The 25,720-nt window shown below is 68.6% G+C and carries 24 protein-coding genes and 1 pseudogene; 10 read left to right on the top strand and 15 right to left on the bottom strand.

Annotation, left to right across the window (positions count from 1 at the left end; translation table 11 throughout):
- Positions 1-5: 5 nt before the first annotated feature.
- The 3 genes from BME24068_RS29335 to BME24068_RS29325 are packed head-to-tail and all read right to left on the bottom strand — an operon-like array spanning position 6 to position 5,041.
- Positions 6-1,370: a DUF3999 domain-containing protein gene (locus BME24068_RS29335; protein ID WP_174928155.1), complete on the bottom strand. Its 1,365-nt coding sequence runs from the start codon at positions 1,368-1,370 to the stop codon at positions 6-8.
- Positions 1,367-4,768 carry a DUF2339 domain-containing protein gene (locus BME24068_RS29330; protein ID WP_174928154.1) on the bottom strand — a complete coding sequence of 1,134 codons (3,402 nt, stop codon included), beginning with the start codon at positions 4,766-4,768 and terminating at the stop codon, positions 1,367-1,369. The genes BME24068_RS29335 and BME24068_RS29330 overlap by 4 nt, the downstream gene beginning before the upstream one ends.
- A 24-nt stretch (positions 4,769-4,792) precedes the next feature.
- Positions 4,793-5,041: a hypothetical protein gene (locus BME24068_RS29325; RefSeq protein WP_174928153.1), complete on the bottom strand. Its 249-nt coding sequence runs from the start codon at positions 5,039-5,041 to the stop codon at positions 4,793-4,795.
- A 116-nt stretch (positions 5,042-5,157) separates the two neighbouring features.
- Between BME24068_RS29325 and BME24068_RS29320 the strand changes: the two are divergent.
- The 4 genes and pseudogenes from BME24068_RS29320 to BME24068_RS29305 all read left to right on the top strand — a co-directional run.
- Positions 5,158-6,536: pseudogene (locus tag BME24068_RS29320) on the top strand (quaternary amine ABC transporter ATP-binding protein); the annotation flags it as partial.
- Entirely contained in the window at positions 6,529-7,425 is an 897-nt protein-coding gene (gene choW, locus BME24068_RS29315) for a choline ABC transporter permease subunit (protein WP_096501993.1), read from the top strand. The pseudogene BME24068_RS29320 and the gene choW, both read left to right, overlap by 8 nt.
- 118 nt (positions 7,426-7,543) lie before the next feature.
- Positions 7,544-8,542: a GlxA family transcriptional regulator gene (locus tag BME24068_RS29310; protein ID WP_096501991.1), complete on the top strand. Its 999-nt coding sequence runs from the start codon at positions 7,544-7,546 to the stop codon at positions 8,540-8,542.
- 110 nt (positions 8,543-8,652) lie between these two features.
- Positions 8,653-9,600: a choline ABC transporter substrate-binding protein gene (locus tag BME24068_RS29305; protein WP_174928152.1), complete on the top strand. Its 948-nt coding sequence runs from the start codon at positions 8,653-8,655 to the stop codon at positions 9,598-9,600.
- A gap of 184 nt (positions 9,601-9,784) precedes the next feature.
- Here BME24068_RS29305 and BME24068_RS29300 read toward each other — a convergent pair whose 3' ends face one another.
- The gene (locus BME24068_RS29300) at positions 9,785-10,210 is read right to left on the bottom strand and encodes a PACE efflux transporter (protein WP_174928151.1); all 426 of its coding nucleotides are present in this window, start codon (positions 10,208-10,210) and stop codon (positions 9,785-9,787) included.
- 146 nt (positions 10,211-10,356) lie between these two features.
- Here BME24068_RS29300 and BME24068_RS29295 point away from each other — a divergent pair, with 146 nt between their 5' ends.
- On the top strand, positions 10,357-11,280 hold the full coding sequence (locus tag BME24068_RS29295) for a LysR substrate-binding domain-containing protein (RefSeq protein WP_174928150.1): 924 nt from the start codon (positions 10,357-10,359) through the stop codon (positions 11,278-11,280).
- A 61-nt stretch (positions 11,281-11,341) separates the two neighbouring features.
- On the opposite strand, the gene BME24068_RS29290 is transcribed toward BME24068_RS29295, so the two are convergent.
- Positions 11,342-12,031 (bottom strand): aspartyl/asparaginyl beta-hydroxylase domain-containing protein, encoded by a 690-nt coding sequence (locus BME24068_RS29290; protein WP_174928149.1) that lies wholly within the window; start codon positions 12,029-12,031, stop codon positions 11,342-11,344.
- A 237-nt stretch (positions 12,032-12,268) separates the two neighbouring features.
- On the opposite strand from BME24068_RS29290, the gene BME24068_RS29285 reads away from it, so the two are divergent.
- Both BME24068_RS29285 and BME24068_RS29280 read left to right on the top strand, forming a co-directional pair.
- Positions 12,269-12,613 carry a DUF4148 domain-containing protein gene (locus tag BME24068_RS29285; protein WP_174928148.1) on the top strand — a complete coding sequence of 115 codons (345 nt, stop codon included), beginning with the start codon at positions 12,269-12,271 and terminating at the stop codon, positions 12,611-12,613.
- Between the two features lie 71 nt (positions 12,614-12,684).
- Positions 12,685-12,960 carry a DUF4148 domain-containing protein gene (locus BME24068_RS29280; protein ID WP_174928159.1) on the top strand — a complete coding sequence of 92 codons (276 nt, stop codon included), beginning with the start codon at positions 12,685-12,687 and terminating at the stop codon, positions 12,958-12,960.
- Positions 12,961-13,010: 50 nt separating this feature from the next.
- Here BME24068_RS29280 and BME24068_RS29275 read toward each other — a convergent pair whose 3' ends face one another.
- The 3 genes from BME24068_RS29275 to BME24068_RS29265 all read right to left on the bottom strand — a co-directional run bounded on the left by BME24068_RS29275 (position 13,011) and on the right by BME24068_RS29265 (position 15,714).
- On the bottom strand, positions 13,011-13,538 hold the full coding sequence (locus tag BME24068_RS29275; protein ID WP_096501979.1) for a cytochrome b: 528 nt from the start codon (positions 13,536-13,538) through the stop codon (positions 13,011-13,013).
- 68 nt (positions 13,539-13,606) lie between these two features.
- Positions 13,607-15,058, bottom strand: coding sequence for an ATP-binding protein (locus tag BME24068_RS29270; RefSeq protein ID WP_174928147.1), 1,452 nt, complete (start codon positions 15,056-15,058; stop codon positions 13,607-13,609).
- The gene (locus BME24068_RS29265; protein WP_096501975.1) at positions 15,055-15,714 is read right to left on the bottom strand and encodes a response regulator; all 660 of its coding nucleotides are present in this window, start codon (positions 15,712-15,714) and stop codon (positions 15,055-15,057) included. The genes BME24068_RS29270 and BME24068_RS29265 overlap by 4 nt, the downstream gene beginning before the upstream one ends.
- A 284-nt stretch (positions 15,715-15,998) precedes the next feature.
- Here BME24068_RS29265 and BME24068_RS29260 point away from each other — a divergent pair, with 284 nt between their 5' ends.
- The 3 genes from BME24068_RS29260 to BME24068_RS29250 all read left to right on the top strand — a co-directional run bounded on the left by BME24068_RS29260 (position 15,999) and on the right by BME24068_RS29250 (position 18,668).
- Positions 15,999-16,352, top strand: a complete 354-nt coding sequence (locus tag BME24068_RS29260) for a hypothetical protein (protein WP_143331646.1) — start codon at positions 15,999-16,001, stop codon at positions 16,350-16,352.
- Positions 16,353-16,413: 61 nt separating this feature from the next.
- The gene (gene hpnI, locus BME24068_RS29255; RefSeq protein WP_096501971.1) at positions 16,414-17,583 is read left to right on the top strand and encodes a bacteriohopanetetrol glucosamine biosynthesis glycosyltransferase HpnI; all 1,170 of its coding nucleotides are present in this window, start codon (positions 16,414-16,416) and stop codon (positions 17,581-17,583) included.
- On the top strand, positions 17,580-18,668 hold the full coding sequence (locus tag BME24068_RS29250; protein ID WP_174928146.1) for a lysylphosphatidylglycerol synthase domain-containing protein: 1,089 nt from the start codon (positions 17,580-17,582) through the stop codon (positions 18,666-18,668). Before hpnI ends, BME24068_RS29250 begins: the two co-directional genes overlap by 4 nt.
- Positions 18,669-18,741: 73 nt before the next feature.
- Here the strand turns inward: BME24068_RS29250 and denD are convergent, their stop codons facing one another.
- The 7 genes from denD to BME24068_RS29215 form a co-directional block, all read right to left on the bottom strand.
- Positions 18,742-19,713: a D-erythronate dehydrogenase gene (denD, locus tag BME24068_RS29245; protein ID WP_174928145.1), complete on the bottom strand. Its 972-nt coding sequence runs from the start codon at positions 19,711-19,713 to the stop codon at positions 18,742-18,744.
- Between the two features lie 28 nt (positions 19,714-19,741).
- On the bottom strand, positions 19,742-20,518 hold the full coding sequence (otnI, locus tag BME24068_RS29240) for a 2-oxo-tetronate isomerase (protein WP_174928144.1): 777 nt from the start codon (positions 20,516-20,518) through the stop codon (positions 19,742-19,744).
- A 70-nt stretch (positions 20,519-20,588) separates the two neighbouring features.
- Positions 20,589-21,914, bottom strand: coding sequence for an MFS transporter (locus tag BME24068_RS29235; RefSeq protein WP_096501963.1), 1,326 nt, complete (start codon positions 21,912-21,914; stop codon positions 20,589-20,591).
- A gap of 118 nt (positions 21,915-22,032) precedes the next feature.
- Positions 22,033-22,674: a 3-oxo-tetronate 4-phosphate decarboxylase gene (gene otnC, locus BME24068_RS29230; protein WP_174928143.1), complete on the bottom strand. Its 642-nt coding sequence runs from the start codon at positions 22,672-22,674 to the stop codon at positions 22,033-22,035.
- Positions 22,671-23,969, bottom strand: a complete 1,299-nt coding sequence (gene otnK / locus BME24068_RS29225) for a 3-oxo-tetronate kinase (protein WP_174928142.1) — start codon at positions 23,967-23,969, stop codon at positions 22,671-22,673. The genes otnC and otnK overlap by 4 nt, the downstream gene beginning before the upstream one ends.
- Before the next feature lie 19 nt (positions 23,970-23,988).
- A complete protein-coding gene (ltnD, locus tag BME24068_RS29220) occupies positions 23,989-24,927 on the bottom strand; it encodes an L-threonate dehydrogenase (RefSeq protein ID WP_279608823.1) in 939 nt (312 codons plus the stop codon).
- 14 nt (positions 24,928-24,941) lie between these two features.
- On the bottom strand, positions 24,942-25,646 hold the full coding sequence (locus BME24068_RS29215) for a FadR/GntR family transcriptional regulator (RefSeq protein WP_174928140.1): 705 nt from the start codon (positions 25,644-25,646) through the stop codon (positions 24,942-24,944).
- Positions 25,647-25,720: the final 74 nt, after the last annotated feature.

The raw sequence follows: 25,720 nt of genomic DNA, 5'->3' as shown, positions 1-25,720 counted from the left end.
CGGAGTCACTCGTCGCGATTGCGTGCGCCGCCGTCGGCGTTGCCGGCGCCCCGTGCGAGGCGCCACGCAATCGTTCCCAGCATGCCGACCGCGACGACCAGCGCGCCCCACAGCACGTAACGGCGTGTCGCGTCCGTATCGGCGACGGCTGATTCCGGCGGGGCTTCCGATACCGGCAATGCCGCGCCCACGCGTGCGGGCCGGACTTCCGGCGCCATGCCGACCAGCAGCGCGTCGCGGCTCACGGCCGACGACAGCAGCGCCGCGTTGCCGACGCCGAGCGTGAACGGCGGCGTGCCGCGTGCGACGAAGGTCAGCGCGGCCGGATGCCAGCCGACCGAGACGGCCGGCTGACCGCCGCCGAGTCCGCCGTTGCGCATGTCGACGACGATCCGCCATGCGCGGTCCGTATCCGACGGGAATTCGAGCGGCGGATTGCGTTGTTCGCCGCCCTTGCCCTGCAACCGGAACAGCACGGCGTCGGCCACGTTGCGCCACGGCGCCTGCGCGTCGGGGCGGCTCTGCAACGTTGCGCGCGCAACGGTATTCGGTTGCGGCAGATCGATCCGCACGCGGTCGACCGGATAGGCGCCATCGGTCTCGAACAGGTATTCGCCAGGCGTGCTGCCGGCGCGCACGTGCGTGGCGTCGCGCCACTGGCGCGGCACGGCCGATGCGTCCGTCGAGCGTGCATCGCGCGGATGCGTCTCGACGTCGATCGACCCGATCGCGGGTGCGCCGTCGAGCCAGTCGAGCCGCAGGTAGCGCGGCCCCGCGCCTTCGAGCGCGATGCGTTCCTGCACCAGCATGTCGCCGCCGCGCCCCACTTTCAGCAGTTGCGTGCTGCCGAGCGAGCGCCAGCTGCGCAGGTCGTCGCTTGCGGCGACGGCGACGCGCCCCTGGTAGCTGTCGTCGTTCACATGCACGAACAGCGCGTCGATTTCGCCATCCGCATGCGACAGGTCGACGAGATCCGACGCATGCCTGGCGCGCGCCGGCGCGGCGGCGGCCGCGCGCAGCGAGCCGTCCGGGCCGACGGACACGCCGAGCGGCGCGCGGCTGTCGTCGGTACGGGCCGGCGGCAGCGGGAACCAGTGCACCGGCGTGCGCGACGCCGCCGCGGCCGCGACGGGCGCATCGAGCGAATACGGCACGGGCTCGCCCGCGCTGTTGAAGATGCGCACGTCGCCGAGATCGTCGCGCCGGCTGCCCGCATAGACGGCCTGCGGCACGGTGAGCTGGTAATACGCGGCGCTGCCGTCGAGATCGAGCGAGAAGCGACGCGCGACGCGTTCGGCGCCCGGCGTGCCGCCGGCCGCCGCGAACGACGTCAGCAGGCTCAGGCCGAGCAGGGCTGCGAGTCGTTTCATGGTTGGTGGTCGTTGCGTTGGGCCGCGGCCTTCGGCGGTAGCGGCGAGAAATAACCGATCAGCAACAGCAGCACGCCGATGCCGATGAACGACACGATGCGCTCGATGCCGGTGACGTGCGACAGGTCGAACAGGAACAGCTTGATCACCGTGAGCGCGAGCAGCGCGGCGCCGACGAACCACAGCGCACGCAACCCGCGACGCGTCGCCCAGATCATCGTCGCGAGCGCGCAGACCGTCCAGTACACGGACACCGACGCCTGCACGAGCGTCGATTCCGCCATCGCATCGAACGCGTACGGCACGCCGGTCCAGTGATGCAGCGTGCGCAGCAGGATCGCGTTCAGCCACAGGAATGCCGTCGCGCCGGCCGCGCCGAGCAGCCCGACGCGATAGTTGTCGAACGACCAGCCGAGCTTGCGCGCACGCACGAACCACGACGCGGCGAGTGCATAGACGACCACGAGCACGAGATCGAGCGGATTGAGCAGCGGGATGCGCGCCCAGCTGCCGCCGTCCTGCGTGAAGTTCGCGTAGAAGGTCCAGACCCACATCACGACGATCAGCGGCAGCGCCGCGAGCGCGCACACGCGTGCGATGCCGTCGCGGCGCACGAGCCACATGCCGGCGAACGCGAACAGGCTCCAGCCGACCATGAACACCTGCTGGATGCCGAACGACGACAGCACGGTGTCGATGTCGTAGCCGAAGTGGAACCGCTGATGCAGCGTGCGCAGCAGCAGCGCGTTGAACCACAGGAACACGGTCGCGAGCGCGGCAAGGTCGATCGCGAGCGGATGCCACGTGACGCCGAGCGTCTTCAGCCGGCGCAGCCACGTCGCGAACCCGACGAAGATCAGCAGTTGCGCGACGTCGAGCGGATTGAGCAGCGGCAGCCAGAACAGCGGCGACGCGTCGCCGTCGCTCGTCACGCTGGCGATGCTCCACAGCCACAGCAGCGCGGCGAGCGGTGCGGCGCCCCATACCTGATAGGCGCGCGGGAATGCGGCAATCGGCCAGCGCAGGCGCGTGCCGGGGCCGGACACCAGCAGGAGCAGCGCGCCGAAGCCGTATGCCCAGGCGCTCCAGCTCCACGCGCCTTCGGGGACGAACGAGCGCAGCCGCCAGAAGCCTTCGAGCGAGAACAGCCCGCATAGCGTCCAGAAGGTCAGCGTGTGCAGCGGCGCGATCACGCCGGCGGGGATGGCCGTCGCGCCGGGCGGTGTCGCGCCCGGCGTGCCGGCGGCTGCGGTGTCGCGCGACTGGCGCCACAGCAGTGCATAGCACGCAACGACGGCGATCGGCCACGCGAATGCGCCCATGCCCGACAGCGGCGCTTCGTGTGCATCGAACGCGCGCAGCGCGAGCAGCGCCAGCACCGGCGTCAGCGCGAGCGCCGGCCATTCGGCGATCGGCCACGCGAGCTTGCGGCGCGCGATGTGGGCGAGCCAGGCGGTGCCGGCCGCGAACAGCGCGGTGGTGTCGACGACGAAGCGGTCCGCATGCAGATCGACGTGACGGCTCGCATAGACGAGGATCTCGTGCAGCCCGCCGCTCACCCACCACAGCAGCCCCCAGGCCGCGGCGGCCGCGCCGACCTCCGGCATCCATGCGTGCCACGCGCGCGCCTCGTCGCGCCCGTGCAGCCACCAGCCCGTGAACAACCCGGCGAGCGCGATCAGCAGCATCGCGATATAGGGGCTGTTGAGCACCGGCAATGCGTTTGCGTCGACCGGCCCGAGCACGCTCGTGAAGAACGCGCCGGCCGCGGCCACCTGCATCAGCAGCCCGAAGCCGAACGGCGCGAGGCGCTTCTCGCGCACGCCGACCCACACGATGGCCGCGCCTTCGATTGCCCATGCGGCGCTCGTCGTCGGGCCCGAGAACGCGAGCGGCACCGCCAGCGTCGCGAAGATCACCGCGAGCGCGAGCATCGCCTCGAACAGCAGCGCGAGGCGATCGCGGCGCCGCGCGAGCCATGCGGCGACGGCAACGTAGAACGCCGACAGCGCGACGGCGCTCCACGCGAGCCCGAACGGCATGCCCTTCACGAGCGATGCCTGCAGCGCGGTCGCGACGATCGGCGTGCCGAACACGAGCGTGCCGTCCACATAGTGGCGCAGCGCGAGCTCGCGTTTGACCGCATTGAGCAGCGCGATGCCGACATACATCAGGAAGAACAGGATCAGGAACGGCTCGGTACTCGCGAACAACGCGGGGCGGTAGGCCGTCACGCCCCACGCGGAGCCGATCGTGAACGTGAACACGAAGCCGAGCAGGTTCAGCGGGCGCCATGCCTTGAACCACGCGATCGCGAAGATGCCCGCGTTCAGCAGCGCGTAGTAGCTGAACAGCGCGACGTGGCTGCCGTGGCCGGTCGACAGCAGCACCGGCGCCAGAAAGCCGCCCGCGCTGCCCATGAACGCGAGCGGCAACGCGTTCTGTTTCACCGCGAGGAACGCGCTCAGCGCGCATACCGCGACCATCAACGGGAACGCCGCGCCGACGGGCAGCAGCGGGTAGAGCTTGGTTGCGGCGAAGATCGTCAGATACAGGATGCCGATGCCGCCACCCTGCAGCACGAGGCCGTACGCGGCGCGGCGTGCGCGCACGCGCCAGCCGATCGCGAGCAGCGCGGCCGCGGCGAGCGCGGTGCCGGCCAGGCGGAATTCGATCGGCAGCATGTCGTTGTCGGCCGCGTACTTGAGCAGGAACGCGACGCCGAAGAACAACACGATGATCCCGACGCGCACGACCGTGTTGCCGCCGAGCAGCCAGTCGCGCGCGGCGCGGAACGCGCGTTCGGCGATGCCGGGTTCGTGCGGTTTCGGCGGGACGGGCGGGGTAGCCGGGGCAGCGCGCCCGATCGTTGCGGGCGCATTCACCGGTGCGCGGGTGGCAGCGTCGGCGTCGCGCGTGCGCGGCGTGGCGGCGGCAGGCGCGGGAGCCGGCATGGACGTCGACGACGGCGAACCCGCGCTCGCGGCGGCGGGCTGCATCGACGGTCGTGGCGGAAGCGCGGCGGTGGATGGCGTGACGATGACGGACGGAGACGACGGCGCTTGCGCGGGGCTGCCGGCTGCTGCTGCGCCGGCCCTCGCGCCGGCAAGCTGGCCGCGCAGCACATCGAGCTCGCGCGTGAGCGCGTCGACCGTCGCCTCGAGACGCGCGACGCGATCGGCGAGCGTCGCGGGCGGCTGCGGTGGCGTCGCTGCCGTCGTGACGGCGAATGCGTCGCCGGTGGTGTTGCCGTTCTTGCGCTTGCGTTGCAGCAGCGCGTGGCCGAGACAGAACCCGACCGCCGCACCGAGCAGCGCGCCGTTGGCGGCGGAGAAATCCCCGAACAATGCGGCGATACCGCCCACGATGAAGCCGATTGCGGCAAAGGCCCAATTCATCGCCTTGCTCCCTCTTTCATTTCGTTATCGTGCTTCGATCATGATGCGCGCCGATCGAAGCTGTTTCGGCATGGCCGGCAGGCGAACCGGCATGCGCGCACGCTGGCGCGGTGCGGTGCGCGCAAGGCGCCGCGACGTCGCGATCAGCGTGGTTGCCGGCAATGTATCACAGCGGCCATGCGGGATTTTCTGGGTTGCGGACAGGCCGCCAAACGTGGCTGTCCGGCCGTTGCGACGCGCGGTTTTACGTACGGTCATGCTTTTTGTCCGCATGCGACCGCGATACGGTCCGATCGGACGTGAAATTGTCGCAAAGCGACCTGCGGCCGACGCGCTTTGACGCAAAACGTCATCGGTTGGGCGTCGCGCTGCTGCGCACAAGTCTCGCGTGCGATGCCCGTCGTTGCTGGCCCTGCGCGTATTGCGTCGCCGCAATCGGGTGCCGCGGCCCGCCGCGGCCCGCCTGGCGGGGCTGCCGGCCGTGTCGTATTTGCGCAAGCGTTTGTCGTAATTCGTCGGCAGGTCGGGGTTTTTTCTGGCAACTATGTAGGCACGCTATGACACGCGTGAGTCCCCGCTACACGAGGAGAAGGTTTCGATGGATGCCCCCAAGGTCGTGGTCGAAGGTCTGTGCAAGGTGTTTGGAAGTAACCCGCAGCAGGCGCTCGACATGCTCGCCGCCGGCTCGACGAAAGACGAAGTGCTCAAGCGTACCGGTCAGGTCGTCGGCGTGCACAACGTATCGTTCGACGTGCAGGAAGGCGAAATATTCGTGCTGATGGGCCTGTCGGGCTCCGGCAAGTCCACCCTGATCCGCCTCGTGAACCGGCTGGTCGATCCCAGCGCCGGCAAGGTGATGATCGACGGGCTCGACGTCGCGTCGGCACGCCGCTCGGCGCTGACCGCGCTGCGCCGCAAGGACATGAGCATGGTGTTCCAGTCGTTCGCGCTGATGCCGCATCGCACCGTGGTGTCGAATGCCGCGTTCGGCCTCGAGGTCGCTGGCGTCGGCAAGAAGGAACGCGAGCGCCGTGCGATGGAAGTGCTCGAGCAGGTCGGTCTCGCCCCGTTCTCGCACAAGCTGCCGTCCGAGCTGTCGGGCGGCATGCAGCAGCGTGTCGGCCTTGCGCGCGCGCTGGCCGTGAACCCGTCGCTGATGATCATGGACGAGGCGTTTTCCGCGCTCGACCCGCTCAAGCGCCGCGAAATGCAGGACGTGCTGCTGCAACTGCAGAAGGAGCAGCGCCGCACGATCATGTTCGTGTCGCACGATCTGGAAGAGGCGCTGCGCATCGGCAACCGCATCGCGATCATGGAAGGCGGCCGGCTCGTGCAGGTCGGCACGCCGCAGGACATCATCACGAACCCGGCCGACGACTACGTGCGCGCGTTCTTCGACGGCGTCGACACCAGCCGCTATCTCACGGCCGGCGACCTGATGCAGACGGGTGCCGTGCCGATCGTGTCGAAGTGCGATGCCGCGAATGTCGCGGCGACGCTGAACGGCAGCGCCGAATACGCGTTCGTGCTCGACGCGGCACGCAAGCTGCGCGGCTTCGTCACGCGCGATGCGATCGGCCAGGACACGCCGTCCGTGCGTCCGATCGAAAGCATCCGGCACGATGCGTCGCTCGAACACGTCGTCGCGCGCGTGGTCGCGAGCCCGAATGCACTGCCGGTCGTCGACGACGACGGCTGCTACTGCGGCTCGGTCGACCGCGCGCTCATCCTGAAGGCCATCACGCGTTCGCGAGGCTCCCATGTCTGAAATGATTCCGCTCGGTACCTGGGTCGACCAGTCCGTTCACTACCTGCTCGACCACGATGCGGCGACGTTCGATGCGATCGGCCGCGCGATCGAGGGTCTTGCCGCCTTCGTCGAACACAGCCTGCAGGCGATCCCGATGTGGCTGATGATGGCGATCTTCATCGGTGTCGGCCTGTGGCGCGTGGGCTGGCGCTTCGCGTTGTTCACGACGCTGTCGCTGCTGCTGATCTTCGCGACGGGCTTCTGGGATCAGACCGTCATCACGCTCGGCCTTACGCTGTCGTCGACGATCATCAGCCTCGTGCTCGGCATTCCGCTCGGCATCTGGGCCGCGAAGAGCAAGTGGGTCGCCGCGATCGTGCGTCCGATCCTCGACCTGATGCAGACGATGCCCGCATTCGTCTACCTGATTCCGGCCGCGATGCTGTTCGGTCTGGGCCGCGTGCCGGGGATCCTGTCGACGGTGATTTTCGCGATGCCGCCGGCCGTGCGTCTGACGAGCCTCGGGATTCGTCACGTGAACCGCGAGATCGTCGAAGCCGGCCAGGCGTTCGGCTGCACGCCGTGGCAACTGCTGTACAAGGTGCAGTTCCCGAACGCGCTGCCGTCGATCATGCAGGGCGTGAACCAGACGATCATGATGGCGCTGTCGATGGTGATCATCGCGTCGATGGTCGGTGCGGGCGGCCTCGGCAACGACGTGCTCGCCAGTATCCAGCGTCTCGACATCGGCCTCGGCTTCGAAAGCGGTCTGTCGGTCGTGCTGCTCGCGATCATTCTCGACCGCATTACCGAAAGCTTCGGCCGTGCGCCGGGCACCGTGAAAGCACCGCTGTTCTCGGGCCTGAAGCACCTGTTCCGCGGCAAGGCAACGCCCGTGCAAGCGTGACCCGCTGGCGGCCGGCAAGCCTTCCGGCCGCCTTCCCTGATTCGATACCGGCCTCCGCGGCATGCGCCGCGGGGCTGACCGCCTGCAACCTGCTCAACCCGTTCGCCAGGAGCCCGATGTGACGTCCGCCGCTGCCGTTGCGCCCGCCGCCTGCGTTTCACCGGTTTCGTCCCTCGCCCATTTCGGCTTCCTGACGCTGCCGAATTTTTCGATGATCGCGTTCTCGAGCGCCGTCGAAGTGCTTCGGATGGCGAACTACGTCGGACGGGCCGACCATTACCGGTGGTCGATCTACTCGCTCGACGGCGCGCCCGTGCATGCCAGCAACGGCATCGCGGTGCGGCCGACCCAGGCGCTCGACTACGCGAGCCTGCCCGACGTGATGATCGTGTGCGGCGGCATTCGCATCCGCGACGTGGTCGACGACGGCGCGCGCGACACGCTCGCGGCGCTCGCCGAACGCGGGCTGCCGCTCGGCGGCATCTGCACGGGCGCGTATGCGCTGATGTCGGGCGGGCTGCTCGACGGCTATCGCTGCACCGTGCACTGGGAGAACCTGTCGTCGTTGCACGCCGAGTTTCCGGACGTCCGGTTTGCGGACGAGCTGTTCGTGGTGGACCGCGACCGGCTGACCTGCACCGGCGGCACCGCGCCGCTCGACCTGATGCTGAACCTCGTCGGCATGCGCTTCGGCCAGCAGCTCGCCGCGCAGGTGTCCGAGCAGTTCATTCTCGAACGCATCCGCAGCTCGACCGACACGCAGCCGATTCCGGTGGATGCGCGCGTGGGCTTCTCGCGCGCGGAGCTGATCGAGGTCGTGCGGCTGATGGAAGCGAACATCGAGGAGCCGCTGTCGCTCGAGGAGCTCGCGCGACTCGTGCGCCTGTCGCAGCGGCACCTGCAGCGGATGTTCAAGGTGTACCTGAACGTATCGCCGACCCACTATTACCTGACGCTGCGCCTGAAACGCGCGCGCGACCTGTTGCGCACGACCGACGCGTCGATCGCCCGCGTGACGACGACCTGCGGATTCCATTCGCCGTGTCACTTCAGCAAGGCATACCGCGCGCAGTTCGGCCACGCGCCGAGCTACGAGCGCCGGCTGCCGGGGCGCTGAGACTTTCGCGCGAACCCTGTTCGGTCCGCGACGCCGCCGGGATCGCGGCGCGCGGCTTCAATCAACGATCCCGCATCCAAGCAAACGACGTCACTTAGAGGAGAAGACAAATGAAGCGCCTATTGATCGCAGCGGTATGCGGGATCGGGATCGTCGCGCCGATGTCGGCCGTTTATGCGGCCGACCCGCCCGTGTGCAAGAACGTGCGCTTCGCGGACGTGGGCTGGACCGACATCGCGGCCACCACCGGCCTCGCAGCGACGATGCTGCAGGGTCTCGGCTACTCGCCGACCAAGACGATCGCATCGGTGCCGATCACGTTCGCCGGCATCAAGAGCAAGCAGATCGACGTGTTCCTCGGCTACTGGTCGCCGACGATGGACCCGATCATCCAGCCGTTCACGAAGGCCGGCACGATCAAGGTGCTCGCGACGCCCAACCTGACCGGCGCGAAATACACGCTGGCCGTGCCCGACTACGTGTACCAGGGCGGCCTGAAGTCGTTCGCCGACATCCAGAAGTACGCGGACAAGCTGAACGGCAAGATCTACGGGATCGAGCCGGGCAACGACGGCAATGCGCTGATCAAGAAGATGATCGACGGCAACCAGTTCGGTCTCGGCAAGTTCAAGCTGGTCGAGTCGAGCGAAGCCGGGATGCTGGTCGAGGTGAACCGCGCGATCCGCGACAAGCAGTGGATTGTGTTCCTCGGCTGGGAGCCGCATCCGATGAACGTGCAGATGAAGATCGATTACCTGACCGGCGGCGACAGCGTGTTCGGCCCGAACTACGGCGAAGCGAAGGTGCTGACGGCGACGCCGCCCGACTACGCGCAGCGCTGCCCGAACGTCGCGAAGTTCGTGTCGAACCTGCAGTTCACGACGTCGATCGAAAACCACGTGATGGTGCCGATCATGAACAAGGAAGACCCGAACAAGGCGGCCGCCGAGTGGCTGAAGGCGAACCCGCAATCGCTCGACAAGTGGCTGGCCGGCGTGACGACGTTCGACGGCAAGCCGGGTCTGCCGGCCGTGAAGGCGTATCTCGGCGTGCATTGAGCGGCCGGGTTGCGGCGCGTGTCGCCGGCCGTGACGCATTGACGTGTTGAAGCGGATTGCGAGGGCCGGGGCGGGATGATTGCCTGCCCCGGCCCTCGCGGCGTTTGCGTGCCGGATTCCGGCCGGCCGGGCTGTGCCGCGGCGCGCGCGAATGCGGGTTCTCGCGCGGATCGCGTCGCGCGCGTCACGACCCCTTGGTCGCCGCCGGCACGTCGAACACGCGATCGAACGCCCACTGGAACACGAACGCGTAGCAGAAGAAGAACGCGAACAGCCCGATGTCGACGACGAACGCGTCGAACCACGAGATGTCGAGCCACCGCGACACGACCGGCACGAGTATGAAGATCAGCCCGCCCTCGAAACCGGTCGCATGCAGGAGCCGCCGCCCGAGCGTGCGCGCGGGCTGCCGGCGCGACGCTTCCCAGCGCTCGAACAGCGCGTTGAAGATCATGTTCCACAGCATCGCGATCGCCGACATCGTCGCCGACAGCGCGCCCGAGTAGACGAGGTCCTGCTTGAACAGCATCGCGATCACGGGCGAGATGCAGGAAATGGCGATCGCTTCGTAGAGCACCGCCTGCGTGATCCTGCGCGGTAGGCCTTGCACGTTGTGGCTCCGGATTGAAGGTTGCGGCCGCGGCATCGTACCGCGACGTCCCGCAAGGCTACCCGCGTTGCGTACTCGCATCAATTCACCTAATCTCACGCGGATTGAATCGAATTCAACCGGCCCGACCCGGCCCGCGAGGCCCCGTGTTCTCCAGAATCCCCCTGACTGCATTGCGTGTATTCGAGTCGTCGGCGCGGCTCGGCACGTTCAAGGCGGCCGCCGACGAACTGTCCGTGACGCCGGCCGCCGTGTCGCATCAGATCAAGTCGCTCGAAAGCCGGCTCGGCGTGCTGCTGTTCGCGCGCGGCGCGAGCGGCGTGCGGCTCACGGAAGAGGGCGAGCGTCTGTTTCGCGCGTGTCACGACGCGTTGCTCGGATTGAGCCGCGGGCTCGACGCGGTGCGGCCCGCGGCGGCCGGCGAGCGCACGCTGGTGCTGACCACCACGCCCGCGTTTGCCGCGATGTGGCTGATCCCGCGCCTCGGCCGGTTCCGTCGCGTCGATTCGCAACTGCACATCAAGGTCGAAATCGGCAATGCGCTCGTCGATCTCGAACGCGATGCGCGGATCGATCTCGCGATTCGCGCGACGTCGCGCACGTTCGCGGCGCTGCACGAGATCGCGCTGATCGACGAGTATTTCGGCGCCTATGCGGCGCGCGACTTCGACGTCGAGCGCACGGACGAGCGGATCGACCTGATCGAGACCACATGGGATACGCCGCTGCCCGTGTCGATCGACTGGCCGTCGTGGTGTCGCGCGGCCGGGCGCGAAGCGTGGCTCGAGCGCGCGCTGTTTCGCCATTTCGACGACGAGCATTACGCGCTGCAGGCCGTGCTGCACGGGCAGGGTGTCGGGCTGCTCAGCTCCGTGCTGGTGGCCGAGCATGTCGAGCGCGGCGCGCTTGCGGCGATCGATCCGTCGGTGCGGCTTGCCGGCGCGCGTTTCGTCGCACTGTGCCGGGCGGGGCGTGAACGCGAGCCGCAAGTGAAGCGATTTCTCGATTGGCTCGAAGCGGAAATCGCGCACACGCGCGCGGCGGTCGCGCGGATCGCGGCGGACGGGTGACGCGCGCGTTGCGGCCCGTCGATTCGCGTGACGGCCGGTTCGGCCGCGCCGACGGCATGTGCTAAACCGGTATCGACCGCCCCCGCATCCGGATGCCGAGCCGCACGACGCCGATCACCGCATTCGACAGCCACGTCAGCCGCCGCGGCATGCCGCGCCGGCGGATATCGAGCAGCAGCACGATTCGCACCTCGTCGCTGTCGTTCCAGACCTCGTGCATGAACGTGTCGTCCCACAGCAGGAAGCGCCCTTCGTCGAGCCGGTATTCGCTGCCGTCGACCTTCAGCACCGCAGCGGGCGAGCCGTCCGCGCGCTTCGGCATCGACAGCACCAGATAGCCGCGCAGGATGCCGCGGAACGGCCCGCGATGCGGCGGGATGTGCTTGCCCGGCGCGAGGAACGACAGCGATGCGGACAGCACGTCCGGCGACGCCGCGACGATCGATGCGATGGTCGGGCAGCGCGACAGGTTGCGCGGGAACGGCTGGCCGTACGCCTGCATGATGAACATCCGCCAGTCGCGCGCATCGTTGGCCGAGATGTCGTACTGCTCGCGCATGATCTCGTGAAAGCGCGGGATGCGCGGCATGTCGCGTGCGACGGCGAGCGCCTCCGCCCGGATGTCGAGCCATGCACGGACGAAGCGCTCGGCATCGGGGAACACGGCCGTGTCGAGCACCGCGCCGCCGTCGATATGACGGTCGTAGAGCGTGCGAAGCCAGCCGGCTGCATAGTCGTAAGCGACGGACATGATCGAAGGGCGATCCACAGGATGTCGTCAGTCTGCCCCACGCGTGGTGGCGGCTGCGTTACGTCAGGTTACGCCGGCTGACGAACGAATGACAGCAGGATGACCGCGCGATACCGATGGTCCGGAAAACGGGGGAGTATCGCGCACGCCGCCGCGGCGCGCCCGGGAATAAACCCTCGCGCGGCGGCGTCATACGGGATGCAACACATCGTCTCGTTGACCTCGGAGGAGTGGACCATGAACGGGTACTGGATGAAGGCCGCCACGGTGGCGGCAATGGCTTTCGCAGGCGTCGCGACGCATGCGTCGGCGCAGGCGCTGACGCGCGCGCAGGTGAGGCAGGAACTGATCGACGCCGAACGACACGGGCTGAGTCTCGTGACCGATACGTCGTATCCGGACGTGAGCCCGCTGTTCCGGCGGCAGGCCGAACGGATGCCGCAGCAGCAGGCCGAGGCCGCGCTCGGACGCGAGCCGGCAGCGACTTCCGGTGCGGGCAGGCCGGCGGCGACGCCATCGCGTCCGGGTTCGGCCGCGTGCGTCGGCCCGGAGAGCTTCTGCAGGCCTTATTTCGGAAGCTGACGCATTCGCCCGCGTCGCCGGGCTCGACTTTCACTGCGGTTGATCGGTACGGAACATGAATGGAGTTCGTGATGAAAATATCTGTCGTACTACTGATGATGATCGGTGCAATGGCCGGTCAGGCTGCGTTCGCGCAGTCGTCTGCGCCGCTGACGCGCGCGCAGGTTCGAGAAGAACTGATTCGTCTGGAAGCGGCCGGGTACGAGCCGTCGAAGGGCGACGACGGCGCATATCCCGCGGACATTCAGGCTGCGCAGGCGCGGGTCGTGGCCCAGGCCCAGGCGAGGCTGGCGGCGTCCGGCGCGCGCGCCGTCACCGCGGGTACGTCGCCGCAGGCCGGAAACTAGGCGCCCGCACGAAGGCGGGCTCGCCCCGTTTCATGCCCGCGGCGCGGGGATCACCACGGCATCATGCGCTGCATCACGCCGTCGCGCAGCACGAAACGATGCGCGAGTGCGGCCGCCACGTGCAGGCAGATGCCGCCGAACAGCACCCATGCGAGGATGCCGTGCACGTCGCCCATCGCATGACCGAATCCGGAGCCGGCCGCAGACAGCGCCGGCAACGGCACGATCCCGAGCAGCGTCACGCTCCATGCGCGCGACGATGCGTTGATCCAGCCGAGCAGCGGCACCGCAACCAGCAACGCGTAGAGGGCGAAGTGCGTCGCACCGGACAGCGTGCGCATCACGGGCGACAGGTCGTCGGGGGGCGGCCGGTGCGTCACGCGCCAGAGCACCCGGCATGCCATCGCCGCGAGCAGCGCGGCGCCGACGATCAGGTGTGCGGCGATCAGGCCGACCGGTTGCGTGTCGCGATGCACGTCGGGCATCGTCCAGCCGATCGCATACTGCGCGACGATCAACGTCACGATCAGCCAGTGGAGAAGGCGCGCAACGGCGTCGTATCGGGCAGGTCCGGACATGAAAGCTCCTGACGGATGGCGGGGAATGTCGATGGGGCGGATTCTACGGGGGAATCCTTAACGAAACGTTAAGCGCGAGGCGCCGCGTGCGAACGGTCGGCGCGCTCGCCGGCCGGCCCCGATCCGGTTTCGTCAGCGGACGGCAGCGCGATCACGATGCCGAGGCCCTGGCCGTCGATGCCCGTTTCGAATCGCACGGTGCCGCCGAAGTACTGGGCGATACGCGTGACGATCGACAACCCGAGCCCGCTGCCCGGCGCCTGCGCGCCGCTGCCGCGATAGAAGCGGTCGCCGAGCCGTTCATGTTCGCCGGGGGCGACGCCCGGACCGTCGTCGCGCACGACGATGCGCTGCACGGCGCCGTCGTCGTGCACGCCCAGCACGATGTGTCCGCCCCGATGTCCGTACTTGATCGCGTTGTCGATCAGGTTGTCGAGCAGGATGCCGACCAGGATCGGATCGGCCGGCACCGCGCGCACCGATGCGCCGGTTGCCGCGATGTCGACGGCATGGTCCGCCGCTTTCGCGGCATGGCGGTCGATGGCGGCGTCGACGAGTTCGCGGAGGTTCACGGCGCGCGCCGGAATGCGTTCGTATTCGTCGAGCCGCGCGAGCAGCAGCAACTGCTCGGCAAGCCGCGCGCTGCGGTCGACGCCTTGCACGACGCGCTGCATCGCGAGCTGCTTGCGCGCCGGATCGTCGGTCGCGAGCGCCACCTGGGCCTGCACCTTGATCGCGGCCAGCGGCGTCTTGAGTTCGTGCGCCGCATCCGACGTGAACGCGCGCTCGCGCACGATCGACTGCCGCAGGCGGGCCAGCAAGCGGTCGATCGCGTCGACCAGCGTGCGCACTTCGTCCGGCACGGTGACGACGCCGAGCGGTTCCAGCGATCGCGCATCGCGCGCGCCGATCAGCGTCGACAGCGTTTTCAGCGGCGCGAGGCTGCGCCCGATCAGGTACCACAGCAGGAGTGCGAGCACCGGCAGCGCGACGACCAGCGGCAGTACGATGCCGCGCGCGATCCCGGTCGCCAGGTCGCTGCGCGTATTGGTCGGCTCGATCACGCGCACCCGTCGCCCCGACGCGTCGTCGCGCAGCGCGTACGCGCGCCACGGTGCGTCGTGGACGACGATCGTCACCGGCGCGTCGTGCGCATTGAGTGCGTCCGCCGACCCGGCGGCGCCCGCCGGCAGGCTCGATGCCACGACCTTGCCCTGCGCATCCCGCACTTCGAACAGCACGTCGCGCGGCAGGCGGTCGCCATCGGTGTCGGCATCGCGTCTCGCTGCGCCGCGATCGAGTTCGACGCGCGCGTCGGGCGGGACGCGGGCGAGGCGATCGAGATCGGCCGGCGACAGGTTGACCAGCAGCGACGCGTATTCGACGAGACGCGCGTCTTCCCATTCGCCGATTTCGCGCGTCGCGTGCCGGAAGCTGCTGAACACGGCGACGAGCCACACCGCGGTCACGCAGCCGAGCGCCATCAGCGAGACGCGGCGCCGTATCGAGCGCGAGATCATGGCTTGTCGACGACGTAGCCGATACCGCGCACGGTGCGGATCAGCTCCGCGCCGAGCTTCTTGCGCAGGTTCGAGATATGGACTTCGATCGCATTGCTTTCGATGCCTTCCTGCCAGCCGTACAGGCCGTCCTCGAGACGCGCGCGCGACTGGGGCGTGCCCGCGTGACTGACGAGTTGCACCAGGATGCTCCATTCGCGCGACGTCAGCGCGATGCGCGACGCATCGCGGGTGACCGTATGGGCGGCCAGATCGATCGTGATGTCGCGCCAGACGATCTCGTCGCCGGCACGGCCTTGCGAGCGGCGCACGAGCGCACGGCAACGGGCGAGCACTTCGGTCAGCTCGAACGGTTTCGCGAGATAGTCGTCGGCGCCGTCGTCGAGGCCGCGGACGCGGTCGGCCACGGTGCCGCGCGCGGTCAGGACGAGCACCGGCGTCGTATCGCCCGCATCGCGCAACGCGCGCAGCAGTTCCGATCCGGATTTCCCGGGCAGCCCGAGATCGAGCACGACGAGCGCGAAGCGCGTCGTCGCGAGTGCCGCGGCGGCGGCGTGGCCGTCGCGCAGCCAGTCGACGTGATAGCCGGCCTGGCCGAGGCTGATCTCGAGGCCGCTGCCGATCAGGTCGTCGTCTTCAACAAGGAGGAGTCGCATGGTCGATCCGTATGCACGCGTGTGCGATTGTACGAGCGTGGCCGTGCGTTCGTGCAACGGAACGTAATCGCGCCGCGTCGAATGCCGCCCGATTCTGAAGAACGCTTAAGGTTTGCCACCGGCATTCCCGCTACCATCGGCCACACCGTTTCCCCGGTTATCCCCCGCTTCTTCTGGTCCCGAACGGCTCGGCACGTTCGGCACGGGCCACACGCGGGGCCCCGAATCCGCGGCCCGTCGATCGAACCGGATCGACGCCGGTCGACCGCACGGGAGGTTCGTTCGTGATGACACCCTCGACGATCGAGCGATGGCGCGCCCATCTGCTGATCGCCGCGCTGGCCGGCATGGTCATCCAGTGCTTCGTGCTGGTGTCGTTGCTCGCGCTGCGCGTACCCGAAGCATTTTTCACCACGATGACATTTCGCGCATGGGCCGTCGTTGCGATCGCGACGGCAATCCTGTCGGCCCGTAAGGTAGCCGACGCGGCGTTTACGGCCGCGCTCGCGTGCGGCGACGTGTGCGTGAGCGGGATCGATCGTTGCACGGTAGTCGTGTCATCGGATTGCGCGTACCGTGCGTGGGTCATCCTCTACATCCGGCTCAACGGCAACCGTTTCGACCGCGTGTGTGGATGAGCCCGTGCGCGCGGTGCCGGCCCCGGCGTCGCGGTCGTACGGGAAACCATGGGGACGAAGCATGGTCTTGCTGCATGTGGCGCACGCGCTGGCCTGGGCGATGTCGGTCGTTTGCGGGCTCGGCGCGGTGCTGGGCACGGCATACACGATCGTGGCCAGCGTGCTGGTCGGCCGGTTCTTTTCCCGCGCGGCGGCGATGCCGCGCGATTTTCCGGGCGTCACCATCGCGAAGCCGCTGCACGGCGACGAGTGGCAGCTCGTCGAGCATCTTGAAAGCTTCTTCGTCCAGGACTACCCGGGTCCGGTTCAGCACCTGTTCGGCGTGCACGATGCGGACGACGCCGCGCTCGACGCCGTCGCGACGCTGCGCGCACGTTATCCGGACGCGAACATCACGGTCGTCGCCGACGCGCGGCTGTACGGGCCGAACCGGAAGATCGCCAATCTCGTCAACATGCTCGAACGCGCGGAGCACGCGGTGCTCTGTCTCGCCGACAGCGACGTGCTGGTCGAGCGCGATTATTTGCGCGCCGTCGTCGGCGCGTTGCAGGCGCCGGAGGTCGGGATCGTGACGAGCGTGTATCGCGGCGTCGCGTCGCCGGGCTTCTGGCCTCGCGTCGCGGTCGCGATGACGAACTACCATTTTCTGCCGGGCGTGATCACCGGGCTTTTCATCGGTCGCGCGCGGCCGTGCTTCGGCCAGACGATTGCGATCACGCGCACGATGCTCGAACGCATCGGCGGCCTCGCGCGCTTCGCCCATCACCTGGCGGAGGATCACGCGCTCGGCGAAGCGGTCCGGCAGGCCGGCGCGCGGGTCGTGGTTCCGCCGTTCGTGGTCGGGCACGCGTGCGTCGAGGACACGTTTGCCATGCTGTACGCGCACGAATTGCGCTGGAGTTGCACCATCCGCGCCGCGGACCGGATCGGTCATGCCGGTTCGGTGCTGATGCATCCGGTGCCGCTCGCGCTGCTGGCGCTGCTGCTGTCCGGCGGCGCGCCGGCCGCGTGCGGGCTGACGGCGGCCGCGCTTGCCGCCCGCGCGCTGCTGATGGTGAAAACGGGGCGTGCGACCGGCGCGGGCCTGAGCGGCGCGGCGTGGTTGCCGTTCGTCGATCTGCTGCAGTTCGCGGTGTTCGTGTCGAGCTTCTTCTCGTCGCACGTCATCTGGCGCGGCACACGGTTTCGCGTCGACCGCGAGGGCTTGCTGTCGCCGGCGGGGAAATCATGACGCGCGACACGCATTCCGGCGACGACGGCGCACGCCCGCCGTCCGTGCGTGGCGACGCACGGCTGCGGCATGCGGGCCGCCTGGCTGCGCTGGCGGGGCTGGCGATCGCGGTATGGCTGATCTGGCGCGAGCATCCGCTCGATGTCCTGCACCGCCTGGAGACGGCCGGCGCCGGGCTGCTGGTCGCCGCGCTCGTCCACATCCTGCCGATGCTGGCGAATGCGTGGGACTGGCGGATGCTGATTCGCGGCCGGCGCCGGCCGTCGTTCGCGACGATGCTGAAAATCGTCTGGATCCGCGAATCGATCAACGGCTTGCTGCCGGTCGCGCGGATCGGCGGCGAAATCGTGTCGTTCAGCCTGCTGCGGCAGGCCGGCGTGCGGCCTGCAACCGCCGTCGCCAGCCTCGTCGCCGACATGCAGCTCACGCTGATCAGCCAGCTGGTGTTCGCGCTGGTCGCGATCGGCTACGTGCTCGAGCGCGTGTCGTCCGATGCCGCGCGCGTGGCCGCGCAGCTCGCGATCGGGATGGCGGCGCTGGTGCCGGTGCTGCTGCTGTTCGCGCTGGTGCAGCATGCGCGGCCGTTCGAGCGGGCGATGCGCGCGCTCAACCGCATCACGAGCGGAAAGGTCTATGCGCTGGTCGGCGAATCGGCGCGTACCGATCAGTCGATCCGGATGATCTGGAGAAAGACGGGGATCGTCGTCCGCTATCTGGGCATCTGGCAGACGCTGCAGTTTGCCGGTTATGCGCTGGAAATCTGGCTCGCGCTGCGTTTTCTCGGCACCGATGCGACGTTCGCGCAGGCGCTCGCGATCGAGGCGCTGATCCAGCTGCTGAGCAGCATCGCGTTCCTGATGCCGGGCGGGCTCGGCGTGCAGGAGGGCGGTTTCGTGCTGATCGGCGGGCTGCTCGGGTTCGACGCGCCGACCTGTCTGGCGCTGGCCGGCGCGCGGCGGGTGCGCGATCTGCTGTTCTATCTGCCGGGGTTGCTCGCGTGGCAGCACGCGGTCGGCGCGGCCCGCCCGCCGGGCGGCGCGAAACCCGCGGCGATGCGGATCGGCGAATCCGCCGGGCGGCGTTGAGCGACGCGACGCGGCCCGGCGTGGCTGCCTGCCGGCGCGGCCCGTTGCGGGCCCGGCGCGGCAGGCGCAACCGTCAACGCCGTTCGTCGGCGATATGACTGCGGATCACGTCCGCGAACGACGTATCGCCCTTCAACCCGAGCGCTTCGGCGCGCGCCGTGTCCCAGCGGCCCGGCCAGCTGCCGACGATCTTCTCGACACGCTCGTCCGGCGCATGGCGAATCAGCTTCACGACGTCGTCGCCGGCCACTTCGCGCAGCGCCGCGATCATGTCGTCGACCGACACCGACAGGCCCGGCAGGTTGATCACGCGCTTGTTGCCGAGCTTCGCGCTGTCGATCTCGCAGCCCGCGACGAGCGCTTCGATCGCGCCGCGCGGCGACAGCAGCCACAGCCGCGTCGACCCCGGCACCGGGCACACGCTTTCCTCGCCATTGAGCGGCTCGCGGATGATGCCGCTCGCGAACGACGACGCGGCCGCGTTCGGGCGGCCCGGCCGCACGCTGATGGTCGGCAGGCGCAGCACGCGGCCGTCGACGAAGCCGCGCCGCGCGTAGTCGCACAGCAGCAGCTCGGCGATCGCCTTTTCCGCGCCGTACGACGATTGCGGGTTCAGCGCGGTGTCGTCCTGCACGACGTCGGGCAGCACGCCGCCGTAGACGGCGACCGAGCTCGTGAACACGACGCGCGGCTGGTGGCCGCGCGCGCGGCACACTTCGAGCAGCGCGCGCGACGCGTCGAGGTTGATCCGCATGCCGAGGTCGAAATCGGCTTCGGCCTGCCCGCTGACGATTGCCGCGAGGTGGAAGATCGCGTTCGTCCGCGTGTCGATCGCGCTTTCGAGCACCGCGCGATCGGCGATGTCGCCGACGATCGACGTTACGCGCGCGTCCCCGAAATCGCTGCCCTTGACGACGTCGAGCAGCACCAGCTCGTCGATCTTCTCGATACGGCCGCCGGGGCCGGTCAGTTCGCCGCGCTCGAGCAGCTTGCGTGCGAGACGCTGGCCGAGAAAGCCGGCGCCGCCGGTGATCAGTACTTTCATTTGGATTGCCCTCTTCGAATACTTTGAATTACAGGTAAGGCTTGAGCCAGCCGAGGCCCTCGGACGTGCCGGCCTTCGGGCGATATTCGCAGCCGATCCAGCCGTCGTAGCCGAGCGCGTCGATCAGCGCGAACAGATACGGGTAGTTGAGTTCGCCGATGTCCGGCTCGTGGCGCTCGGGCACGCCGGCGATCTGGATGTGGCCGATGCCCGCGAAATCGCGCTTGAGCTTCATCGCGAGGTCGCCCTCGACGATCTGGCAGTGATAGCAGTCGAACTGCACCTTCAGGTTCGGTGCACCGACTTCCGCGCAGATCTCGTGCGCGTCGTCCTGCCGGCTCAGGAAATAGCCGGGCATGTCGCGCTGGTTGATCGGCTCGATCAGGATCGTGATGCCGTGCGCGGCAGCCGCCTGCGTCGCATGCCGCAGGTTCGACAGGTAGGTATCGCGATGGCGTGCGCGGTCCGCGCCCGGCGCGACCATGCCGGCCATCACGTGCAGCTTCTTGTTGCCGAGCACGCGCGCATAGTCGAGCGCCTGGTCGATGCCGCGGCGGAATTCGTCCTCGCGGCCCGGCAGCGACGCGATCCCGCGCTCGCCGGCGGCCCAGTCGCCGGGCGGCGCGTTGAACAGCGCCTGTTCGAGGTTGTGCGCGTCGAGGCGCGCGCGGATGTCCTCGGCGGCGAAGTCGTACGGGAACAGGTACTCGACGGCCTTGAAACCGTCGTGGGCGGCAGCGGCGAAGCGTTCGAGGAACGCGTGCTCGGTGTACATCATCGAGAGGTTGGCGGCGAAGCGGGGCATGGCAGCGGGTCCTGTGAATGAGTGGGGCGGGGCGTCGCGCCCCGCGTCGAATGACGGCCGATTCGGCAGATCAGCGGTTCACGAGTTTCGCGGGCGTGAGCCACACGGCGATCGCGCCGATCACGAGCATCGCCGCGAGCACGTACATGCCGGACGACGTGCTGTGCGTGACGTCCTTCAGGTAGCCGATCACGTACGGGCTCGCGAAGCCGGCGAGGTTGCCGACCGAGTTGATGATCGCGATCCCGGCGGCGGCGGCGGAGCCGGCGAGGAACGCGGTCGGCAGCGACCAGAACAGCGGTGCGCAGGTCAGCACGCCGCCTGCCGCGAGCGACAGGAACACGATCGACACCGCCGTATTGTGCGAGTACGACGCGGCGACCGCAAATCCGACCGCGCCCATCAGCGCCGGCACGATCAGGTGCCAGCGGCGTTCGCGGCGCTTGTCCGCGCTGTGGCCGAACAGGTTCATCACGAAGATCGCGACGAGGAACGGAATCGCGGACAACAGGCCGATCTGGAGCGTATCGGTGATCCCGGTGGATTTGACGAGCGTCGGCATCCAGAACGTCAGGCCGTACTGGCCGGTGACGAACGCGAAGTAGATCAGCGACATCCACCACATGCGCGGGTCGGCGAACACGGCCTTCAGCGAATGGCCGTGCTTCTGCTGTTCCTGCGGCTGCGCGGCGATTTCCGATTCGAGCAGCTGCTTCTCGCGCTCGTCGAGCCACTTCGCGCTGCGGATGTTGTTGTCGAGATAGAGGATCGTCGCGATGCCGACGAGCACGGCCGGCACGGCTTCGATCATGAACATCCATTGCCAGCCGTGAAAGCCCGAGCCGCCGTGAAAGCGCTCCATGATCCAGCCCGACAGCGGGTTGCCGAAGATGCCCGACACCGGGATCGCGGACATGAACACCGCGATGATCTTCGCGCGGCGATGCGACGGGAACCAGTACGTGAGGTACAGGATCACGCCCGGATAGAAGCCGGCTTCCGCGAGACCGAGCAGGAAGCGCAGCACGTAGAACTGCGTCGGCGTCTTCACGAACGCGAACACCGCCGACAGCAGCCCCCACGTGATCATGATCCGTGCGATCCAGATGCGCGCGCCGATGCGGTGCATCAGCATGTTGCTTGGCAGTTCGAACAGAAAATAGCCGAGGAAGAAAATGCCGGCGCCGAGGCCGAACACGGTTTCGCTGAACGCGAGATCCTGCGACATCTGCAGCTTCGCGAAGCCGACGTTCACGCGGTCGAGATACGCGACCACGTAGCAGAGCATCAGGAACGGCACGATGCGCCAGAACACTTTCTTGTAGGTGCGGTCGAGTTCGGCCGATTGGGCGGGTGCGGCGGGCGAGCGGCCTGCGGCCGCGTCGAATGCAGTCATCGTCGTCTCCAGGGATATTGTGTGCCGGCGGCGCGTGCGCTGCCGGATCGTGTGTGCTGACGGAAGGGCCCGCGCACACGGCGGGCATGGGAATCGGTGCGGATGCGCGCGCGATGGGTTACCAGCGTGCGCCGAAGGTGTCGCGCAGTTCGTCGAGCGCCGCGTCGGACAGCGGCTCGGGCTTCGGGTGCGTCATCAGCCACAGCCGCGCGGTTTCCTCGAGCTCCTCGAGCGCATACGACGCGTGCGACACCGACGGCCCCCACATCACCGGCCCGAGACGGTCGAGCAGCACGCCGCGCACCTGGTCGGCGAGCGCGGCGACTTCGGCCGCGACGGCCGGATCGCCCGGGCGCCGATAGCGGATCAGCGGAATGTGGCCGACCTTCATCACGTAGTACGGCGTGATCGGCGGCAGCACGTCGGTGTCGCGCCACACGCCCGCGAGCGTCAGCGCGACGAGGTGCGTCGAATGCGTGTGGACGATGCCGTTCGCCTGTGCGTTGCGCGCGTAGATGCCGCGGTGCAGCGCGAGCGTCTTCGACGGCTTGCCGCCCGATACGGGCTGGCCGTCGATGCCGACCTTCGCGATGTCGTTCGGGTCGAGCCGGCCGAGGCAGGCATCGGTCGGCGTGATCAGCCAGCCGTCGGCAAGCCGCGCGCTGATGTTGCCCGCGCTGCCGACCGCGTGGCCGCGCGCATACAGGCTCGCGCCGACGACGCAGATTTCTTCGCGCAGTTTCGCTTCGACGCTCATCATGCGGCTCCGTCCAGCGCGCGCAGCGCCTTGTCGAAAAAGTCCACCGTGCCGAAGTTGCCGGATTTCAGCGCGAGGCCGAGCGGCCGCGCGTCGATGGTGGCGGTGGCCGGCACGCCCGGATCGATCTGCGCGCCGATCTGCAGCGACTTCACGTCGAGCGCCTGCACGACCGCGCCGGACGTCTCGCCGCCGGCGACGACGAACTTGCGCACGCCGAGCGCGCGCAGGCCGCGGGCGATCTCCGCGAGCGTGCTTTCGACGAGATGGCCGGCTGCTTCGACGCCGAGCGCCTGCTGGACGGCCTTCACTTCGTCGGGCGTCGCCGTTGCATAGATCAGCACGGGCTGCGGCAGGTGCGCGCGCGCGAAGGCCAGTGCGTCGTCGACGACGGGTTCGCCGCGCGAGGCCGCGAGCGGATCGATCCGGAAGCTCGGCCGGCTGTCGCGCCACGCGGCGACCTGTGCGTTGGTCGCCTTCGATGCGCTGCCGGCGAGCACCGCCGACAACCCGTCGATGCGCGGCAGCGACGCCGCGTTGTCGCGCTGGGGCAGCCGCCCCGCGCGGCGGAAATTCTCCGGCAGGCCGAGCGCGACGCCCGAGCCGCCGGTGACGAGCGGCAGGCTCGCGCACGCTTCACCCAGTACGTGCAGGTCGTGATCGGACAATGCATCGGCGATCGCGACGCGCACACCGTCCGCACGCAGCGCGTCGATGCGCGCACGCACGGCAGCCGCGCCCTGCGCGATCGTGTCGTAGCGGATCAGGCCGACCGGCGACGTCGTTTGCCGCTGCAGCACGCGCACGAGGTTCGCGTCCCGCATCGGCGTGAGCGGGTGGTTCTCCATGCCCGATTCGTTCAGCAGCACGTCGCCGACGAACAGGTGGCCGCGGAAGATCGTGCGGCCGTTCTCGGGGAACGCCGGGCACGCGATCGTGAAGTCGCCGCCGGTTGCGTCGAGCAGCGCGTCGGCCACCGGCCCGATGTTGCCCGCGTCGGTCGAGTCGAACGTCGAGCAGTACTTGAAGAAGAATTGCCGGCAGCCCTGCGCGCGCAGCCATGCGTAGGCGACGAGCGATTGCGCGACGGCGTCGGCGGCGGGAATCGTGCGCGACTTCAGTGCGACGACGATCGCGTCGGCGTCGATGGCCGTGTCGGCAGCGGCGCCGTCGGCGGGCACGCCGATCGTCTGCACCGTGCGCATGCCGCTCTTGACGAGCATGTTCGCGAGATCGGTCGCGCCGGTGAAATCGTCGGCGATGCAGCCGAGCAGGGGACGGGAAGCGGAAGCGGTCATGGCAGGAGCGTCGTTCGAATCAGCGGGCAGGCGGCAGCGTGATGCCGGGGAAAGTCTTGATCACGGCGGAATCGTCCTCGCCGCCGTGGCCGGCGCTCGATGCGCTCATGAACATCTGGTGCGCGGTGGCCGACAGCGGCAGCGGAAACTTGCTGCGGCGCGCGGTGTCGAGCACGAGGCCGAGATCCTTCACGAAGATGTCGACGGCCGACAGCGGCGTGTAGTCGCCGTTCAGGATGTGCGGCACGCGGTTCTCGAACATCCACGAATTGCCGGCGCTGTGCGTGATCACGTCGTACAGCGCGTCCGCGTCCACGCCTTCGCGCAGGCCCAGCGCCATCGCCTCGGCGGCCGCGGCGATATGCACGCCGGCCAGCAGCTGGTTGATGATCTTCACCTTCGAGCCGATGCCGTGCGTGTCGCCGAGGCGATAGACCTTGCCGGCGATCGCGGCGAGCACGTCGTCGCAACCCGCATATGCGGCGGCGGGGCCCGACGTCATCATCGTCATTTCGCCCGACGCCGCGCGCGCGGCGCCGCCGGACACCGGCGCATCGAGCATCTGCAGGCCCGCGGCCTCGATGCGCGCGCCGAGTGCGACGGCGAATTCGGGCGCGACGGTCGCGCTCGCGATCACGACGCCGCCCGGCTTCATCGCCGCAACCGCGCCGTGCTCGCCGAACAGCACCGTTTCGGTTTGTGCGGCATTGACGACGAGCGTGACGACGACGTCGCACTGCGCGCCGAGTTCGGCCGGGCTCGCGCAGGCCACGCCGCCTTCGGCCGCGAACGCCTGCAGCACGGTGTCGCGCACGTCGCATGCGTGCACGCGAAAGCCCGCGCGCAGCAGCGAGCGCGCGACGCCGAGGCCCATCGCGCCGAGGCCGATGACTCCAACATTTCGTGACATGGTCAACCTTGATCGATTCGGGAGAGGTTCGGGACGACGGCGGCGCACGCGCGCCGCCGGGTTCAGCAGATGCCGGCTTCCGCGAGACGGCGGGCGGCGTTGTACATGTGGGTGCGTGCCGCGTTGCGTGCCGCCATCGGGTCGCGCGCGCGGATCGCATCGGCGATCGCCGCGTGTTCCTCGCGCACCTGGCGCGAGAAGTCGTCGCGCGTCGCTTCGTTGCGACGCGTCACCTTCACGCCGGCTTCGAGGTACTGGTTCAGGAACTGCAGCGTCTTCAGGAAATACGGGTTGCCGGTGACGGCCGCGATCGTGCGGTGGAACGCGACGTCTTCCGCGACGCCGTCGCGGCCTTCGGCCACCGCATCGTCGATCCTGCGCAGCGCGTCGTCGATGTCGGCCATGTCGTCGTCGGTGTGGTGCAGCGCGGCTTCGGCCGCGACTTCAGCCTCGATCGCGCGGCGCACCGCGAGCAGGTGCGGCAGCGAGCTGGCTTCGACCGCTTCCGCATAGTCGATCCGCAGCGGCCGGATCGCGCCGTGCTGGTTCACGTACACGCCGCTGCCCTGGCGCGGTTCGACCACGCCTTCGTTCTTCAGCCGCGAGATCGCCTCGCGGATCACGGTGCGGCTCACGCCGAATTCCTGCGCGAGCACGGCTTCCGTCGGCAGCTTGCCGCTGGCCGAGAAGCTGCCGACTTCGATCTGCTTGAGCAGCTGCTGTGCGACATGGTCGCTCATCGCACGGGCGGGAATTTTCTCGAACATGACGCTCTGGTTTGTAAGGTGATGTGGTCATCATACAAATTTGAATGTGCATCAGCATCCGGGATAACCCTCGG

The sequence above is a fragment of the Burkholderia anthina genome (assembly GCF_902498995.1).
Taxonomy (GTDB): Bacteria; Pseudomonadota; Gammaproteobacteria; order Burkholderiales; family Burkholderiaceae; genus Burkholderia; species Burkholderia anthina.
Note: the sequence above shows the minus strand (reverse complement) of the source record. Positions and strands in the feature narration are given on the sequence as shown.